The following is an 18,239-nucleotide window of genomic DNA, read 5'->3' as shown; positions in this document are numbered from 1 at the left end:
CATGTCGGAGGCTGCATCCGCCCGGGATCGGCTCACCGCCGACCGGGTCGCCGGGCTCGGCCCGCTGGAACCGATGCTGCGGGCCTGGCTGCCCGCGCAGCGCTGGTTCGCGGGCAAGGGCCGCGCCATCGGACGGCTGAGGACGATCTCGGCGGCCGAACTACTGCCGCCCGGCTCCACGCCCGGGCTCCTGCACCTGCTGCTGGACGTGGACGGGGACTGCTACCAACTGCTGCTCGGGGTGCGCCCGAGCCCGCTGCCGCCCGCGCTCGCGCCCGCCCTGATCGGCCTTGCCGAGCAGGGCCCGTACGCCGGCCAGTCGGTCTACGAGGGCCTGGGCGATCCACGGCTCGCCGCGCTGCTGCTGGAGCGGCTGCGCTCCCCGGGCACCCTGGGCCCGCTCCGCTTCGACCGGGATCCGGCCGCCGTGATCCCCGAGGGGCAGGTCCCCCGGCCGCTGTCCGGCGAGCAGACCAACTCTTCGCTCATCTACGGAGATTCGTTCATCCTGAAGATCTTCAGACGGGTCGGCCCCGGGGTCAATCCCGACCTGGAGCTGCCCCGGGCCCTGGCCGCCGCCGGCTGCGCCCGCGTGCCCGCCCCGGTCGCCTGGTACGAGGCCGAGCTGCCCGGCTGCGAACCGCTGACCCTGGGCGTGCTCCAGCCCTACCTGCGCGGCTCCGACGACGGCTGGCAGCTCGCGCTGCACCGGCTGCGCGCCGGGGCCGACTTCACCGCCGAGGCGCACGCGCTGGGGCGGGCCACCGCCGAGGTGCACAGCGCGCTGGCCGGGGCACTGCCCACCCTGGCGCTGGGCCGGGAGCAGACGGCCCGGCTGGCCGCCGGGATGACGGCGCGGCTCGCCGCCACCGCCCGCGAGGTCCCCGCGCTGCGGCCCTACGAGGCGGGCCTGCGCGGCGCCTTCGACGCGCTGGCCGCCTCCCGGGGAGCCGGGGTGCCCGCCCAGCGGATCCACGGGGACCTGCACCTGGGGCAGACCCTGCGCACCGCGGACGGCAGTTGGGCGCTGATCGACTTCGAGGGCGAGCCCGCCCGGCCGCTGGCCGACCGCCGCCGCCCCGAGCCCGCGGTCCGGGACATCGCCGGGATACTGCGCTCCTTCGACTACGCCGCCCGCTCGCACCGGCCGTTCGCACCCGCCTGGGCGGACGCCTGCCGGGCCGCCTTCTGCGAGGGCTACGCCCGTACGACCGGACGGGACCCGCGCGAGGACCCCGTACTGCTGCGCGCCTACGAGACCGACAAGGCGGTGTACGAGGCCCGCTACGAGTCCCGCCACCGCCCCGACTGGCTGCACGTGCCGATGGCGGCCATCCGGAGGCTGTCCGAGCCCCAGGGTCTGCCCGCCCACCGCACGCGTCCACCCGCCCCCGGATCCACCGTCCCCCGCCCGAAGCCCCCGAGGAGGCCGCTCGCGTGAGCGCCGCACGACAGCCGTCACCGACCGTCCGCGACGAAGCCAAGCCCGCCGTCACCGCTCCCGACCCCTCCCACGAGACGCCGGCGAAGAAGGCCCGGGCCCCGCGGGCCCGCCGGGCCGCACCGCCTCACGGGGTCCGGCCGGCGCCCGCGCTCGGCGCGGAGGAACGGGCCCGGCTGCTGGAGGGCCGCCACCACGATCCGCACGGGGTGCTCGGCGCCCGCACCCAGCGGGGCGGGGTGTGCTTCCGGATGCTGCGCCCGTACGCGAAGGCGGTCACCATCGTCGCCAAGGGGCTGCGGGCCGAGCTCTTCGACGACGGCGACGGGCTGTTCTCCGGGCTGCTGCCGCTGAGCGGGGTGCCGGACTACCGGCTGCTGGTGACGTACGACGGCGGCGAGGTGGAGGTCCACGACCCCTACCGCTTCCTGCCCTCGCTCGGTGAGCTCGACCTGCACCTGATCGGCGAGGGCCGCCACGAGGAGCTGTGGAGGGCGCTCGGCTCGGAGCCCATGGAGCACCAGGGCGTCGCCGGCACCCGGTTCACGGTGTGGGCCCCCAACGCGCAGGGCGTACGCGTGAGCGGCGACTTCTCGTACTGGGACCCGACCGGCCATCCGATGCGCTCGCTCGGTTCGAGCGGCGTGTGGGAGCTGTTCCTGCCGGGTGTCGGCGACGGCGCCCTGTACAAGTACGACATCACCCGCCCGGACGGCTCGCACACCCTGCGCGCCGACCCGATGGCCAGGCACGCGGAGGTCCCGCCGGCCACCGCCTCGGTGGTGACGGCCTCCGCCTACGTCTGGCAGGACGCCGGGTGGATGGCCGCGCGCGGGGACCTCCCGGCGCACGAGGCCCCCTTCTCGGTGTACGAGGTGCACCTCGCGTCCTGGCGGCCCGGGCTCTCCTACCGCCGGCTGGCCGAGCAGCTCCCCGCGTACGTGAAGGAGCTCGGCTTCACGCACGTGGAGCTGATGCCGGTCGCGGAGCACCCCTTCGGCGGCTCGTGGGGGTACCAGGTCACCGGTTTTTACGCGCCGACCTCCCGGATGGGCTCCCCGGACGACTTCCGCTTCCTGGTGGACTCCCTCCACCGGGCCGGGATCGGGGTGATCGTCGACTGGGTGCCGGCGCACTTCCCGCGCGACGACTGGGCGCTGGCCGAGTTCGACGGGCGTCCGCTGTACGAGCACCACGACCCGCAGCGGGCCGCACACCCGGACTGGGGCACGCTGGAGTTCGACTTCGGCCGCCGGGAGGTCAGGAACTTCCTCGTCGCCAACGCGGTCTACTGGTGCCAGGAGTTCCACATCGACGGGCTGCGCGTGGACGCGGTGGCCTCGATGCTCTACCTCGACTACTCGCGCAACGAAGGCGAGTGGACGCCGAACGAGCACGGCGGGCGGGAGAACCTCGACGCGGTGGCGCTCCTCCAGGAGATGAACGCCACCGTCTACCGGCGCTGTCCGGGCGTGGTGACGATCGCCGAGGAGTCCACCGCGTGGCCGGGCGTCACCACGCCCACCGACATGGGCGGTCTCGGCTTCGGCCTGAAGTGGAACATGGGCTGGATGCACGACACCCTGCGCTACGTGTCGAAGGATCCGGTGCACCGCAAGTACCACCACAACGACATGACCTTCGGAATGGTCTACGCGTTCAGCGAGAACTACGTCCTGCCGATCTCGCACGACGAGGTGGTGCACGGCAAGCAGGCACTGGTGTCGAAGATGCCCGGGGACTGGTGGCAGCAGCGGGCCGCGCACCGGGCGTACTTGGGCTTCATGTGGGCCCACCCGGGCAAGCAGCTGCTCTTCATGGGGCAGGAGTTCGCCCAGGGCTCGGAGTGGTCCGAGGCGCACGGGCCGGACTGGTGGGTGCTGGACTCCACGTACGCGGCGGCCGGCGACCACCTGGGCGTACGCAGCCTCGTGGGCGACCTGAACCGCACCTACCGGGAGGCGCCCGCCCTGTGGGAGCGGGACAGCGTGCCGGAGGGCTTCGCCTGGGTGGACGGGAACGCGGCGGAGGACAACGTCTTCGCGTTCCTGCGCTTCGCGCGGGACGGCTCGCCGCTGCTGTGCGTCTCGAACTTCTCGCCGGTGGTCCGGCACGGGTACCGGCTCGGGGTCCCGCAGGAGGTGCCGCTGTGGCGGGAGGTGCTCAACACCGACCACGAGCTCTACGGCGGCAGCGGCATCCACCACGCGCGGCCGCTGCGCCCCGAGCCGGTGCCCTCGCAGGGGCGGGAGGTGAGCCTGCGCCTCACGCTCCCGCCGCTGGCGACCCTCTGGTTCAGGCCCGTGCCGTAGCAGGGGTGCCGGCCGGCGCCATCACGTCCTCCAGCTCCTGCAGGAGCTTGCGCTTGGCGCGGGCCCCGACCATCTGACGCACGGGTTCGCCGTCGCGGAAGACGAGCAGGGTCGGCATGGACAGCACCCCGTACCGCGCGAGCGTGCCGGGGTTGCTGTCCGCGTCGATCTGGACGACCTTGAGCCGGCCCGCCTCCTCGGCGGCGACGGCGGACAGGACGGGGGCCAGCTGGCGGCAGGGGCCGCACCAGTCTGCGGTGAACTCCACCAGGACGGCCCTGCCGCGCTCGGCGAGCACCTCCGCCTCGAAGTCCGCGTCGGTCACTTCGGCCACGCCGTGTGCCTTGATCATTGCTTCCCCTCTCGTCCGGCTCTCAGCCGGTCATCTCGCATCTGGGCTGTGCCGCTTCGGCATCGGCGAGCTGGCTCGCCACCTGGTCCCGTACGTCCGTGAGCCGGCCGATCAGGCCGTCCAGTTCGGCGAGCTTGCGCCGGTAGACGGCCAGTGAGGCCGGGCAGGAGTCGCCGGCCGGGTGCCCGGCGCGCAGGCACTCCACGAACGGGCGGGTCTCCTCCAGGTCGAAGCCGAAGTCCTGGAGCGTGCGGATCTGGCGGAGCATCCGCAGGTCGTCCTCGTCGTAGGTGCGGTGTCCGTTGCCGTCGCGCCGGGCGGGCAGCAGGCCCCGCGCTTCGTAGTACCGGAGCGTCCGCGTGCTGGTGCCCGCCCGCTCGGCCAGTTCGCCGATTCGCATGTCCCGACCGTAATCCTTGACGTCGGCGTCAAGGCAAGGAGAAGCGCGTCAGGACGTCGGGAGGCGGGCGGGGGGAGGCCCTCGCCACCCCCGTATGCGAGGGCCTCCGTCCAAGAGCACGCGCGGGCGGGGTGGCCGGTTCGAGACGGTCGCCGTCCTGTGAGGCGGCTCACGCGCGGGGCTATCGCCCGGGGCGGCCGGAAACGTACGCTGGGAAGTCGATCACGGCTCGATTCGATTACCGGACAGTCGCAACGAAAACGGACCAAAGCCCTTTACTTCATAGGATGTTCCTACGAGGTATGGGCTTGTTTGTTTGGTCTGTAGTCGCCGCGGCTCAGCCACTCCTACGGTGTGCCCTGTGCACTCCAGCCCACCTTTCAATGCCCCCGCCGCGCGTCGTCTGCGCGCGGCCCTGGGCATGGCTCCCGGTCATGTCGTCTACGGCCTGCGCGCCCAGTACGGACTGATCGTCACCCCCGAGACCGTGATGGCGTGGGAGCGTGGCGAGATATCGCCGACCGCGGTCGAACTCACGGCCCTCGCGGGCGTGCTCTGGTGTTCCCCCGGCGAGCTCCTGGCCGAGCCGGTCACCTTGCGCGAGCACCGGATCGCCAGGGGGCTGGCCGCCGAGGAGCTGGCCCGGCGGGTCGGTGTGGAGGCGGGCTCCTACCAGAAGATGGAGGACACCGGCCGCTGGAAGGGCAACGAGCGGCAGTCCGCCGCCCTGGCCACGGCACTGGGGCTGACGCTGGCCCAGTTCGTGACCGCGACCGGCAAGCACGAGGAGCTGGCCGAGCTGCTGCGCAGCGCGGTGACCACGCGCTGGCAGGCGTACGTGAAGCCGCTGGCCAAACTGCTGCCGGTGCCCAAGGCGCATCTGGAACGGGTGCTGGAGCAGCTGCACGGGGAGTACCAGTCGAGGATGGTGGCGACCCTCGGCTGGGGCGGCGCGCAGGGCGAGGCCGGCAGCGGCGACTCGGGGCGCGAGTACCTCGCGGCCATCGTGGACCGCTTCTGGTCCCTCGCGGGCGGTGCGGCGTAGGACACGTCCCGCCGGAGGGCTCCCCACGGCAACGGCCCCGATCGCGTCCACGGCGGGACGCGGTCGGGGCCGTTCGGCCCGGGCGGATCGGGGCGGAAGTCCCGCCGCGGGGGCCCTTCGGCGGCTACTTCAGCGGCGCGTGGACCACGGTCGCCTCGACGCCCGCTCCCGCGAGGTCCTTCGACAGCCGGTCGGCCACCGCCCGGTCGCCCACCAGGACGGTCGGCGCCGAGGGCAGCTCCCCGATCGCCTTCTTCAAATGGACCAGCGAGGTCGCGTACTGCTTGTCCACGTCCTCGGTCGCAGGGCCGCCCATCTTGACGTAGAAGATCTCGTAGAGCTCCACCATGTTGCCCGCGCGGTGGGTCAGGAGCTGGGCGAGGAAGGTGGACTTCAGGTTCAGGTAGGCGTCGTTGGAGTACAGGGCGATCACCGGCGACGAGACCCCCGCGAGGTCCCGCCGGGTGAGCGCCGCGGCCGGCGGGCCCATGTCACTGCGGCTCTCGCCCCTGGCCCACTTGAGCATCGAGCTGCCGTACCAGGCCGAGGGGGGACTGAACCTGGCCGCGGGGTCGGTCCACCCGGTGGGGACCCCGAACTGCACGTTGGCGAACAGGGCGAGCGCGGCGGCCGTCGCGAGGCCGGAGTGCACCAGCCGCTCCGCCCGGCGGCGGCGCGGTGAGCCCCTCAGCCGCTCGGGCGGCAGCATCAGTCCGACCATGCCCACGGAGACCAGGGTGATCACCAGGCCGGCGGCGGCCAGCTTCTCGAAGTAGTACGAGTAGTAGCCGATGGTGTGCTTCTGCCAGGCCCCGAAGAGGCCGATGACCGTGATCCCGCCCAGGACGAGGGCCAGCACCATCCGGCCGGTGGCCGTGCGGCGGTTCGCCGGCAGGGAGGCCGCCAGCAGGGCCAGCAGGGCGCATCCGATGAACACGGGGCGGTCCGGGACGACCATGGGGCCGGCCAGGTTGGAGGTCTTGGTGACGTCCAGCTTGGTCAGGACGGAGAAGACGCTGGGCAGTCCCGCGATCAGCGTGCCTCCCGCCAGCGCCCCGAGGAGCAGGCGCCGCCGGTGGGCGAAGCGCCGCCGGTGGACGATGAGGACCGTGGCCAGGGCGAGGCCGAGGAGGGCGCCGTAGAGGTTGTAGACGAAGGTCACGGTCACCAGCGCGGCCACCGCGACGAGCGCGAACTCGACCCGGCCCATCGCGGGCCGCACGAGCAGGGCCAGCCCCACGGCGAGGAACAGCAGTCCGACGGTCTCGGAGTCGAAGCCCTTCTCGACCAGCTGCGCCATGGAACCGGACAGCATCACCGCCATCACGCTCGCGCACACCGCCGCCGCGCGCCAACCGCGCAGGCGCGGGCCGCCGACCCAGCGGGCGGCCCAGACGAGCGCGGCGCAGAGCAGCGCGTAGGCGCCGATGACGTACAGGAGGTAACGGTTCATCATCTCGGCGGCGGGGCCGCCGTCGGTGGAGGACTTCACGAGGACGTCGATCCATGCCAGCAGGAAGTGCGTGCCCTGCGGGTAGACGGCTTCGGACGGGGTCATCATGAACGTCTTGGCGGCCTCCTGGTGGAGGAACGCGTAACCGCCCACGTGGTGGATGCCGTCGAAGTACGAGAAGTGCCCCATCCGGTCCTCGGACGTGACGAAGAAGGCCAGCCGCTCGGTGATCGACTTCCCGGCGAGCGGGTTGTGCATGTAGTGCCAGACCACCGCCGCCGTGCCGACCACCAGGGCGTCGGAGCCGCGCAGCCGCATGGGGATGGCGGGGCGCCGGCCGGACAGCCAGCCGCAGAGCGACACGACGCTCAGCAGGAAGCCGGTTCCCGGGACGGGGGCCAGCCCCCACGGCCAGACGGAGAAGAGCAGCCCGAAGGCCATGACCGCGCCGCAGAGGAGGAAGGCCGCGACGACCAGGCGGTCGAGCAGGCCGCCGCCGACGCGTATCAGGGAGGCGATCGCCAGGACCAGGACGGGGATCAGCACCACGTCCAGGCTCAGGGCGTCGAGGAGCAGCGGCAGCGCCCACGAAGCGGCCAGGGCCGCGGCGAGGACGGACCAGCGCCGTTCGCCCCTGGCCGGAGCCGGGCCGGCGGTCTGCCGCGCCTCGGGGCGTTCGGCGTTCCTACTGGTCAAGAGGGCAGGGCGGGTCGCCACGGGAAACGGGCACCTTCCATCGAGCGCGCGGAACCGGATCAGGGGGCCTGGACTTCACGGCCCGATCCGGCCGTACGCGGCCCGGCCACTCAATCCCCCAACGGTGGAGTCTTCGGATCATAGCTCCCGGCACGGCGGGAGCAGGATGTGGATCAGCGGCGGCCGGCGGGGACGGCGGCGGCCGGTCCGGAGGCGGCCGGACGGCCCGTCGGCGCCGCCGCGGGGCGGTGGCGCCGGGCCGTTCGGCCTGAGCAATTCGGGACGGAGGTCCCGGCCGGGACGGTCAGAAGACCGACTCGGCCTCGTACATGCGCTCCTCGGGCACGGTCTTCAGCTCCGTGACCGCCGTTGCCAGCGGGGCCATGACGATGTCGGTGCCGCGCAGGGCGGTCATGTTGCCGAAGTCGCCGCGGTGGACGGCCTCGACCGCGTGCCAGCCGAAGCGGGTCGCGAGGACGCGGTCGTAGGCCGTGGGGGTGCCGCCGCGCTGGACGTGGCCGAGGATGACGGGGCGGGCTTCCTTGCCGAGGCGCCGTTCGAGCTCGACGGCGAGGCGGTTGCCGATGCCGGCGAACCGCTCGTGGCCGTACTGGTCGATCGCGCCCTTCTCGTACGGCATGGAGCCCTCGCCCGGGTGGGCGCCTTCGGCCACGCAGATGACGGCGAACTTCTTACCGCGGGCGAATCGTTCCTCCACCATCTTCACGAGGGCGTCCACCTCGAAGGGGCGCTCCGGCAGGCAGATGCCGTGGGCGCCTCCGGCCATGCCGGACTCCAGGGCGATCCAGCCGGCGTGCCGGCCCATGACCTCGACGACCATGACGCGCTGGTGGGACTCGGCGGTGGTCTTGAGGCGGTCGATGGCCTCGGTGGCGACCATGACGGCGGTGTCGAAGCCGAAGGTGCGGTCGGTGCAGGAGATGTCGTTGTCGATCGTCTTCGGCACGCCGACGACGGGCATGCCGGCGTCCGACAGCATCCGGGCCGCCGTCAGGGTGCCCTCGCCGCCGATCGGGATCAGCGCGTCGATGCCGTAGCGCTTCGCCAGTTCCGCGGCGTTCTCGGCGGCCTCGTGCAGGCGCGCGCGCTCCATCCGGGCTGAACCGAGAATCGTGCCGCCCCGGGCGAGAATGCCGCTGACGGCATTGATGTCGAGGGGGCGGTAATTGCCGTCGAGGAGGCCCTTGAAGCCGTCCTCGAAGCCGATGACCTCGTCCCCGTGTCCGACCAGGGCGCGGTGTACGACCGACCGGATGACAGCGTTCAGGCCCGGACAGTCGCCGCCTGCGGTGAGAACTCCGATGCGCATCGTCCTGTGTCTCCTGCTCCTGGTCGTACCCGGCGGTCCGCGTGCGGGCGGCCGACCGTACAAATGAAGGGCGTATTGATGAAGCCTGTCCGATTGTTCCACGGGCCCGGGGTGGCGCGCGCTCCGTGCGACACCGCCCGCACGGTCCCCGACAGGCCTTTCGACCCCCTCGGACGGGCCCTTTTCCTGGCGGGCGTCTTAACGATCCACAGAGGTATTGTCAAGAGGTCAACCCCTACCAACTGGGACAACCGACGCGAATGGCCGCCCCGCCGGGGCCATGATCCCGACGGGGCGATCCCGAGATTTCACACGAGGGACGGAGAGCACGCGTGACGCGCAGCGTGTACGTGACCGGTATCGAGCGAGGGGACGGCCGCCAGGTCGTCGAACTGGGGATCATGGAGCTCCTGACTCGCCAGACGGGCCGGGTGGGTGTATACCGCCCCTTGCTGCACGACGCACCCGACCGGCTCTTCGACCTCCTGAAGGGCCGCTACCGGATCGACCAGGACGCCTCGACGGCCTACGGCATGGAGTACCACGAGGCCTCCGCCATCCTGGCCGAGAAGGGCACGGACGAGCTGGTGTCCCGGCTGGTCGGCCGCTACCACGACGTGGCCCGCGACTACGAGGTCATGCTGGTCCTCGGCACCGACTACGCCGACACCAACCTCCCCGACGAGCTGGCACTCAACGCCCGCCTCGCCAACGAGCTGGGCGCGCTGGTCGTCCCCGTCGTGGGCGCCACCAAGCACGCGGCCGAGGCCGTGCGCGCCGAGACCCGCAACGCCTACCGGGCGTACGAGAGCCTGGGCTGCCACGTCGGCGCGATGGTCGTCAACCGGGTGGCCCCCGAGGACCGCGAGCCGATAGCCGAGCGACTGGCCGCCCAGCTCCCCGTGCCCTGCTACGTGCTCCCGGACGACAAGCACCTGTCCGCCCCGACGGTCGCCCAGATCACGCAGGCGCTCGGCGCCGAGGTGCTCCTCGGCGACGAGGCCGGACTCGCCCGCGACGCCCTGGACTTCGTCTTCGGCGGAGCCATGCTGCCGAACTTCCTGAACGCCCTGACCCCGGGCTGTCTGGTCGTCACCCCCGGCGACCGCTCCGACCTGGTCATCGGCGCGCTCGCCGCGCACACCTCCGGCACCCCGCCGATCGCCGGTGTGCTGCTGACGCTGAACGAGCGTCCCGGCAAGGACATCCTGACGCTGGCCTCGAAGCTGGCGCCCGGCACACCGGTCGTCTCGGTGGCCGGCAACAGCTTCCCGACGGCCGCCGAGCTCTTCTCGCTGCAGAGCCGGCTGAACTCCGCGACCCCGCGCAAGCTGGAGACCGCGCTCGGCCTGTTCGAGCGCCACGTGGACACCGCCGAGCTGCGCGAGGTGCTCTCGGTGGCCCGCTCCGAGCGCGTCACCCCGATGATGTTCGAGCACGAGCTGCTGGAGCAGGCCCGCTCCGAGCGCCGGCGCGTGGTGCTGCCGGAGGGCGCCGAGGAGCGCGTGCTGCGCGCCGCGGACGTGGTGCTGCGCCGCGGCGTCTGCGACCTGACGCTGCTGGGCGAGGAGGCGGTGATCCTGAAGAAGGCCGCCGACCTGGGGGTCGACATCTCCGCCGCCCAGCTCATCGATCCGGCCGCCTCCCCGCTGCGGGAACGATTCGCCGAGTACTACGCCGCGGCCCGCGCCCACAAGGGCATGACGGTCGAACTGGCCCACGACGTGGTCACCGACGTCAACTACTTCGGCACCCTGATGGTCCAGGAGGGCCTCGCCGACGGCATGGTCTCGGGCTCGGTGCACTCCACCGCCGCCACCATCCGCCCGGCCTTCGAGATCATCAAGACCAAGCCCGACGCGTCCATCGTCTCCTCGGTCTTCTTCATGTGCCTGGCCGACAAGGTCCTCGCCTACGGCGACTGCGCCGTCAACCCCGACCCGAACGCCGAGCAGCTCGCCGACATCGCCGTCCAGTCGGCGACCACGGCCGCCGCCTTCGGGCTGGAGCCGCGGATCGCGATGCTCTCGTACTCGACCGGCACCTCCGGCTCGGGCGCGGACGTGGACAAGGTCCGCAAGGCCACCGAGATCGTCCGCGAGCGGCGCCCCGACCTGCTGATCGAGGGCCCGATCCAGTACGACGCCGCCGTGGAGCCCTCGGTCGCCGCCACCAAGCTGCCCGAGTCCGAGGTGGCCGGCCGGGCGACGGTCCTGATCTTCCCGGACCTCAACACCGGCAACAACACGTACAAGGCCGTGCAGCGCTCGGCGGGCGCCGTGGCGGTCGGCCCGGTCCTGCAGGGCCTGCGCAAGCCCGTCAACGACCTCTCCCGCGGCGCCCTGGTCCAGGACATCGTCACCACCGTGGCCATCACGGCCATCCAGGCGCAGGGCGCGCCGTCGCCCACCGCCTGACCCCGCCGCCACCGCCCGCACCCCGGCCCCCGCCGAGCCGTCCCCCAGACCGAAGGAAAGACCCCCATCGTGACCGCATCGCGCGTACTCGTCCTCAACTCCGGCTCCTCGTCGGTGAAGTACCAGCTGCTCGACATGGCGGACTCCTCCCGCCTGGCGGCCGGCCTGGTCGAGCGCATCGGCGAGGAGACCTCCCGGCTCGTGCACGAGCGACTGGTCGACAAGGCGGTCCCGGGCGCGGCCGGCGGCAAGCGCGAGAGGGTCGGCCCGATCGCGGACCACGAGGCCGCTCTCAAGGCCGTGGCGGCGGAACTCGCAGCCGACGGGTTGGGCCTGGACTCGCCCGAGTTGGCGGCGGTGGGCCACCGGGTGGTGCACGGCGGGACCAAGTTCACCCACCCGACGCTGATCGACGACGCGGTGCTGGCCGAGATCCGCGGCCTGATCCCGCTCGCGCCGCTGCACAACCCGGCGAACGTGACCGGCATCGAGGTGGCGCGCGAGCTGCGTGCGGACCTGCCCCAGGTGGCGGTCTTCGACACGGCCTTCCACGCGACGATGCCGGAGCACGTGGCCCGGTACGCCATCGACGCGGCGACGGCCGACAAGTACTCCATCCGGCGGTACGGGTTCCACGGCACCTCCCACGCCTACGTCGCCCGGGCCACGGCCCGGCTGCTCGGCAAGCCGGAGGAGGACGTGAACGTGATCGTGCTGCACCTGGGCAACGGCGCCTCGGCGTCGGCCGTCCGCGGAGGGGTGTGCGTGGAGACGTCGATGGGCCTGACCCCGCTGGAGGGGCTGGTCATGGGGACCCGTTCGGGCGACCTGGACCCGGCGGTCGTCTTCCACCTGGCGCGCGTGGGCGGCATGTCCGTCGACGAGATCGATTCGCTCCTGAACAAGAAGAGCGGTCTGCTGGGTCTGTGCGGCGACAACGACATGCGCGAGGTGCTCCGGCGGGCGCAGGAGGGCGACGCCCCGGCGCGCCTGGCCCTGGCCTCGTACGTCCACCGCCTGAAGAAGTACATCGGCGCCTACTCGGCCGTCCTGGGACGGGTGGACGCGGTGGTCTTCACGGCGGGCGTCGGGGAGAACGCGTCCGCGATCCGGGAGATGGCCGTGGCCGGGCTGGAGGAGCTGGGCCTGACGCTGGACCCGGACGCCAATGCGGCGCGGTCCCCGGAGCCGCGGCTGGTCTCCGCGCGGCACGCGCGGGTGGCCGTGGCCGTGGTCCCGACGGACGAGGAACTGGAGATCGCCAGCCAGACGTACGCGCTGGTTACCGGGTAGTCACTTGGACTTTCCACCAGACGGAATATTCCGCTGCGAAACAAACCGATAGGATCCGTTCCATGCGCCGTTCCAAAATCGTCTGCACGCTGGGCCCCGCCGTCGACTCGTATGAGCAGCTGAAAGCGCTCGTCGAGGCCGGTATGAACGTGGCCCGATTCAACTTCAGCCACGGATCCCAGGCAGAACACCAGGAGCGGTACGACCGCGTCCGGAAGGTCTGCGAGGACACCGGGCGTGCCGTCGGCGTCCTCGCCGACCTCCAGGGTCCGAAGATCCGTCTGGAAACCTTCGCCGAGGGTCCCGTCGAGCTCGTCCGCGGGGACGAGTTCACGATCACCATCGACGACGTCCCGGGCGACAAGTCCATCTGCGGCACCACCTACAAGGGTCTGCCGGGCGACGTCTCCAAGGGCGACCAGATCCTCATCAACGACGGCAACGTCGAGCTCCGGGTGACCGAGGTCGAGGGCCCCCGGGTCAAGACCATCGTCATCGAGGGCGGTGTCATCTCGGACCACAAGGGCATCAACCTGCCGGGTGCCGCCGTCAACGTCCCCGCCCTGTCGGAGAAGGACGTCGACGACCTCCGCTTCGCCCTGCGGATGGGCTGCGACATGGTCGCCCTGTCCTTCGTCCGCGACGCCGACGACGTCAAGGACGTCCACAAGGTCATGGACGAGGAGGGCCGCCGGGTCCCCGTCATCGCCAAGGTCGAGAAGCCGCAGGCCGTCGCCAACATGGAGGGCGTCGTAGCCGCCTTCGACGCGGTCATGGTGGCCCGCGGCGACCTCGCCGTGGAGTACCCGCTGGAAAAGGTCCCGATGGTGCAGAAGCGCCTCGTGGAGCTCTGCCGCCGCAACGCCAAGCCGGTGATCGTCGCGACCCAGATGATGGAGTCGATGATCACCAACTCGCGCCCGACGCGCGCGGAGGCGTCCGACGTCGCCAACGCGATCCTCGACGGAGCGGACGCGGTCATGCTGTCCGCCGAGTCCTCGGTGGGCGCCTACCCGATCGAGACCGTCAAGACGATGTCGAAGATCGTCGAGGCGGCCGAGGAGGAGCTCCTGTCCAAGGGCCTCCAGCCGCTGGTCCCGGGCAAGAAGCCCCGTACCCAGGGCGGCTCCGTCGCCCGCGCGGCCTGCGAGATCGCGGACTTCCTCGACGCCAAGTCGCTCGTCGCCTTCACCCAGTCCGGTGACACCGCCCGCCGCCTCTCGCGCTACCGCACGCTCCAGCCGATCCTGGCCTTCACCACCGACGAGGGCACCCGCAACCAGCTCACCCTGAGCTGGGGCGTCGACTCCTACGTCGTCCCGCACGTGGACAACACCGACGCGATGGTCGACCTCGTGGACGCGGAGCTGCTCAAGCTCAAGCGCTACAACAAGGGCGACACCATGATCATCACGGCCGGCTCGCCCCCCGGCGTCCCGGGCACGACCAACATGGTCCGCGTCCACCACCTGGGCGGCGACGTCAGCAACTGACGTCGCACCCGGCGTCGCACCTGACGCCGGACCCGCTTGAACTCTGCCGCACAGAGACCGAGGGCGGCGCCCGGATCCTGAGAAGGATCGGGGCGCCGCCCTCGGGTTTTTCCGGCGCCTCAGCCGAGATCAGACCAGACGATGAAATTGCCGTCCTCGACGAGCTCTTTCTCCAGCCCCAGCGGCTGCGCGAGCGCGTGGTAACCCGCGACGCGCGTGGGGCCGACCGGCACGAGGTAGGACTTGAGCACCCGCAGCAGCAGCCGGAATCCTAGATCCGGATCGACCTCGGCGGTGACCCGCCGCAGCGCCGAAACTACTCCCGGCACTGCGACGTGGGAGTGCCGGGCGGTGGCCGACTCCAGGTTTTGGGCCACCAGCGCAATCTCGCCCAGCACCGCTTCCCTCAGCCCTAGAGCCAGCGGCGGATACGGCGGGACGGGCGCGTCCCCGACGTTGAAGGTGATGCGGTACTCGGCGATCTCCTCGATCCAGGTGAGCCACTGGCGCCCCTCGATCCCGCAGGCCTCCAAATCGAAGTCCCGGCGGGTTCCCGCCTGCCACAGCGCGGTCAGCTCCGGGCCCGACAGGGGCGAAGCCAGCAGCCGCTTGGCGTCTTCCAGCAGCTGATGGGCGTACGCCCCTTCCCCCCGTTCTGTGAACCACCCCACGTGGGCGAGGGCGATGGACATCCTGTTCGTCCGGGGATAGTGGAACGTCTTCATCAAGCCGCTGAGCCCGATGTCCGAGCCGAGCCGGCGGTGGACCTGCTTCACCGACGTGTCCTCCACTTCGCCGCCGAGGCGGGGCCACACGGAGAATGACCCGCCCCTCGCTCGGCGGGGCGGGTCATTTCGGTACCGGCTCGATCAGCTGCCGGGCTTCGCCTACTCGGCCGGCCCGATGTAGTTCTTCAGGCCCGGAACGGTCAGCGTGCCGCCGAACTGGCCGGCCTGGACGACCTTGACGTTCGTGAAGAACGCGAACGGGACGTTCAGGGGCGGCGGGGTGTCCGGGGTGAACTCGATCGGGATAAGGCCGAAGAGGTTGCCCTTGAGGCTCTCGGTGTACATCGTCACCTTGGCCCCGCGGATCTTCGACGTCGAGCCCGGTCGGGACTTCAGGTGGGCGACCTGCCCGCCCTTGCCGACCGTCTGGTACAGGTCCTTGATGTCCAGCGAGTCCGCCGTGAACTTCAGGACCGTCTTGGTCTTGCCGCCCGCCGTCTTCACCTCGACGATGCCCTCGTAGTCCAGGCCGTAGAGGGTCAGCAGCGAGCTGTCGAGGTACCAGGGCTCGTCGGGGAGCAGCGGGATGCCCTGCTCCAGTTCGGCCGCGGCCAGGGCCTTGGCGTCGTGGGTCGGGCAGGGGAAGGGTTTCTTCCCGTCCGCGTCCTCGGTCTCCTCGGCCTTCTTCTTCGTCTCGGCCGCCTTGGCGCCCGTCTCGTCCTTCGGGGTGGTCGCGGTGTCCTTGACCTCGTCGGAGAGCTCGGTGACCTCGGTGCCGGCCCGCTTCGCGGCGTCGCGGATCGCGTCCGCCGCCGGGTCCGGGGCGGGAGCGGTGGGCGCCGGCTTGTCCGCCGGCTTCGGCGCGGCCGGAGCGGGCGCGGTCGGAGCCGGGGTGGTCGGAGCGGGCGCGTCGGGGTCGTTGCCCAGCGGCTTGCCCAGCTCGTCGAAGAAGCCCTTGATCGCGTCGCCCACACCCAGCGGGTCCAGCGGGTTGGTGGCCTTGGCGGGTGCGGCGGCGGGTGCCACCGCGGCCGCGGCCGGCTTGACGGCCGGTGCCTCGGCGGGCTTCTGCACCGGCTTCGACGCCGACGGGCTCGCACTCGGGGAAGGCACCGCGGTGGGCGACTTGGCCGGTGAGGGCTTCGCCTGCGGGGTCTTCGTAGGGGTCTTGGAGGGCGTCTTCGACGGCGACGGGGATGCCGACTCCGCGGGCTCGTCGGACCGTGTCACACACGGTCCGGGCGCGAAGGGGATCTCCTTGTCGTCGGCCACGGCCAGCTTCGGCGCCATGCCCATGCCGACGAAGACCGCCGTCGGCATGGCCGCCAGCGCCATCGTCCTGCCGACGGGTATCTGGAGCTTGGTCAGCAGCGACTTCCTGGGCGCCGCGTGGCGCGGGCCCTTCCTCTCACGGGACTCCGCATCCGGGGCCTCGCCCCGCTGCGTCTCGTCACCCCGCACTGTTCCTCCCGCCATCGGCGTGGGCAGTCGTCTCGCTCGCGTATGCCGTCGTTTCCGTCGCACGCTGTCCGGGGAAGCCCTGGGGGCCCGCCATCGCCTCGGCCTTGCCCAGGTCCACGGCCTGCGCCTGGTGCCTGGTGTCGGCCGGGTCCGTCTCGTCCGCCGGCTTGCCCGGCACCCAGGCCAGGGCGAGGCCGCCGCCGATCATGGCGGGGATGAGGCCCAGGCCGAAGCCGCCGAGGTTCGACACCGGCAGGGACACGAGCCCCAGCAGGATCGCGGCGACGCCCGCGAAGATCCGTACGCCCTGCTGGAACCAGAGCGTCAGCCCCAGCGTTACCAGGAGGACGCCGATGATCAGCGAACCGGCACCGGCCGTCGTCGCCATCGCGATGGTGACGTTGCCGAGGCGGACGTCCGCGTACGGGAAGTACGCGATGGGGAAGCCGGCGATGAGCGTGACCAGTCCGGCCCAGAAGGGGCGGTGACCGCTCCACGCGTGGAAGCGGTAGTACACCATCGTGAGCCAGGCGTCGTCTTCGGCGCGCACGTAAACCGGGGCCTGGGGGTTCATGGACAACAGCTCCCTGGAAACGGGTGGTACTGAGAACTATGTGGAGCCCGGACGGGCGGGCGACGGCGACAGCTGCCGGCACCGCCCGCCCGTCCGGTTACGCACCGGGAGCGACTACTTCTCGTCCTGGTAGCAGGGCTGGTCGCCACCGAGGAGGCGCAGCTTGAGGTCGGGCAGCTTGAAGGTGCCCGCCGTCGTCGCCCACGCCTTCTGGCGCACGTTCGACAGCACCGCGCGGTCCGCGCGCTGCGAGAACGCGTAGGGGCTGGCGACCGTGCCGGCCTGCGGCTTGGTCTTGTGGCTCGGGTCGCCGACCGCGATACCGATGTCGAGGTTGGTGAACTCGGCGTCGGTGTCCAGCTCGGCAACATCCAGGTAGATGTTGTCGGCCACGGCGGGCTTGCCCGGCTTGGTACCCGTGTTCAGCTTCAGCGTGATGTTGCCGAGCGGAGTCGGGGTGACCAGCGACTGGCACATGTTGGTGATCTCGGCGTGGCTGAACCCGGAGATGGTGACCGGGTGGTGCTGCGCCTTGCCCTGAAGGTCGTGACCCTCGGCAACGCCGCCGTACTGGATCAGGTCACGGCCGTCGAGCTTGTCGGCCGAAACCTTGAAGTCCTGGCCCGAGACGGCGAAGGAAGCCGCGAGGGCACCCTGCGCCAGACCCACACCGACCACGGCCGTGGCCGCGATGCTCGGCACCATGACGAGCGCGAAGCGCTTCCATCTGGTCCCGCCACGAATCTGAGAACTCATTTTGTTCCTCCTTCTCGGACGTACATCTCCGGTCCGGGCCGTACCCGTCCTGGGATGGGAGAAGTGCTACGTCCTCGGGAAGGAGCGCAAGCGGCCGGGCCGCGGCAGAGCCGCGTCCGGTGCACCGGCGTTCACCCCCGAGCGACAACCACTTGGCCACGCGTTCGCGCAACCTGGAGGACAGGCTCCGCCGTGTGGCGAAGACCCCCCTGTCCCACGGCCGGTGCCACTGCCACCGGCCGGCCCGGTGGGGACCCTCCACCGCGGCTCCGGATGAGCGGCTCTGCGGGAAGGACCGAGCGTCGCCGATCGTGGTCCATTCGGGGCCGGGGCACAAGGGGGTTCGTTACTGGCGGGTAACGGCCAGATAACCTGAGGAAGACCTGCCGCTGTCGGGCAGCAACACAGGGTGTTACCAAGGGCCACGACACATCGGGGGAAGAGTGAACACACCGGACAGTTCACGGGGTTCGATTTACTGCGAGTAA

At 71.4% G+C, this 18,239-nt stretch carries 14 protein-coding genes; 6 read left to right on the top strand and 8 right to left on the bottom strand.

Annotated features, from left to right (window positions below; translation table 11 throughout):
• Position 1: 1 nt before the first annotated feature.
• Together ACFWBY_RS13190 and glgB are read left to right on the top strand one after the other, a co-directional pair.
• Positions 2-1,441: a maltokinase gene (locus ACFWBY_RS13190; RefSeq protein ID WP_385332507.1), complete on the top strand. Its 1,440-nt coding sequence runs from the start codon at positions 2-4 to the stop codon at positions 1,439-1,441.
• Positions 1,396-3,753 (top strand): 1,4-alpha-glucan branching enzyme, encoded by a 2,358-nt coding sequence (glgB, locus tag ACFWBY_RS13185; protein ID WP_385332795.1) that lies wholly within the window; start codon positions 1,396-1,398, stop codon positions 3,751-3,753. Before ACFWBY_RS13190 ends, glgB begins: the two co-directional genes overlap by 46 nt.
• Here glgB and ACFWBY_RS13180 read toward each other — a convergent pair.
• Both ACFWBY_RS13180 and ACFWBY_RS13175 read right to left on the bottom strand, forming a co-directional pair.
• Complete coding sequence (locus tag ACFWBY_RS13180) at positions 3,737-4,105, bottom strand: thioredoxin family protein (RefSeq protein WP_385332510.1); 369 nt, start codon at positions 4,103-4,105, stop codon at positions 3,737-3,739. The genes glgB and ACFWBY_RS13180 overlap by 17 nt on opposite strands.
• A 22-nt stretch (positions 4,106-4,127) precedes the next feature.
• Positions 4,128-4,505, bottom strand: coding sequence for a MerR family transcriptional regulator (locus ACFWBY_RS13175; RefSeq protein WP_385332512.1), 378 nt, complete (start codon positions 4,503-4,505; stop codon positions 4,128-4,130).
• Positions 4,506-4,857: 352 nt separating this feature from the next.
• Between ACFWBY_RS13175 and ACFWBY_RS13170 the strand changes: the two genes are divergently transcribed.
• Complete coding sequence (locus ACFWBY_RS13170) at positions 4,858-5,550, top strand: helix-turn-helix domain-containing protein (RefSeq protein WP_385332515.1); 693 nt, start codon at positions 4,858-4,860, stop codon at positions 5,548-5,550.
• 124 nt (positions 5,551-5,674) lie between these two features.
• Here ACFWBY_RS13170 and ACFWBY_RS13165 read toward each other — a convergent pair whose 3' ends face one another.
• Positions 5,675-7,699: a hypothetical protein gene (locus tag ACFWBY_RS13165; RefSeq protein WP_385332518.1), complete on the bottom strand. Its 2,025-nt coding sequence runs from the start codon at positions 7,697-7,699 to the stop codon at positions 5,675-5,677.
• A 304-nt stretch (positions 7,700-8,003) separates the two neighbouring features.
• On the bottom strand, positions 8,004-9,029 hold the full coding sequence (locus ACFWBY_RS13160; RefSeq protein WP_385332520.1) for an ATP-dependent 6-phosphofructokinase: 1,026 nt from the start codon (positions 9,027-9,029) through the stop codon (positions 8,004-8,006).
• A 332-nt stretch (positions 9,030-9,361) separates the two neighbouring features.
• Between ACFWBY_RS13160 and pta the strand changes: the two genes are divergently transcribed.
• From pta to pyk, 3 genes are all read left to right on the top strand, one after another.
• On the top strand, positions 9,362-11,446 hold the full coding sequence (gene pta, locus ACFWBY_RS13155) for a phosphate acetyltransferase (protein ID WP_385332523.1): 2,085 nt from the start codon (positions 9,362-9,364) through the stop codon (positions 11,444-11,446).
• Positions 11,447-11,515: 69 nt separating this feature from the next.
• Positions 11,516-12,739: an acetate kinase gene (locus ACFWBY_RS13150; RefSeq protein ID WP_385332526.1), complete on the top strand. Its 1,224-nt coding sequence runs from the start codon at positions 11,516-11,518 to the stop codon at positions 12,737-12,739.
• Positions 12,740-12,801: 62 nt separating this feature from the next.
• On the top strand, positions 12,802-14,232 hold the full coding sequence (gene pyk / locus ACFWBY_RS13145; RefSeq protein ID WP_385332528.1) for a pyruvate kinase: 1,431 nt from the start codon (positions 12,802-12,804) through the stop codon (positions 14,230-14,232).
• 119 nt (positions 14,233-14,351) lie between these two features.
• Here the strand turns inward: pyk and ACFWBY_RS13140 are convergent, their stop codons facing one another.
• The 4 genes from ACFWBY_RS13140 to ACFWBY_RS13125 all read right to left on the bottom strand — a co-directional run bounded on the left by ACFWBY_RS13140 (position 14,352) and on the right by ACFWBY_RS13125 (position 17,751).
• Positions 14,352-15,008 carry a hypothetical protein gene (locus tag ACFWBY_RS13140; RefSeq protein WP_385332530.1) on the bottom strand — a complete coding sequence of 219 codons (657 nt, stop codon included), beginning with the start codon at positions 15,006-15,008 and terminating at the stop codon, positions 14,352-14,354.
• 111 nt (positions 15,009-15,119) lie between these two features.
• On the bottom strand, positions 15,120-16,421 hold the full coding sequence (locus tag ACFWBY_RS13135; protein ID WP_385332532.1) for a hypothetical protein: 1,302 nt from the start codon (positions 16,419-16,421) through the stop codon (positions 15,120-15,122).
• Positions 16,411-16,995, bottom strand: coding sequence for a DUF6114 domain-containing protein (locus ACFWBY_RS13130; protein WP_385332535.1), 585 nt, complete (start codon positions 16,993-16,995; stop codon positions 16,411-16,413). Before ACFWBY_RS13130 ends, ACFWBY_RS13135 begins: the two co-directional genes overlap by 11 nt.
• A gap of 114 nt (positions 16,996-17,109) precedes the next feature.
• Positions 17,110-17,751: a DUF6230 family protein gene (locus ACFWBY_RS13125; protein ID WP_385332538.1), complete on the bottom strand. Its 642-nt coding sequence runs from the start codon at positions 17,749-17,751 to the stop codon at positions 17,110-17,112.
• Positions 17,752-18,239: the final 488 nt, after the last annotated feature.

The sequence above is a fragment of the Streptomyces sp. NPDC060049 genome, assembly GCF_042736715.1.
GTDB lineage: Bacteria > Actinomycetota > Actinomycetes > Streptomycetales > Streptomycetaceae > Streptomyces.
Note: the sequence above shows the minus strand (reverse complement) of the source record. Positions and strands in the feature narration are given on the sequence as shown.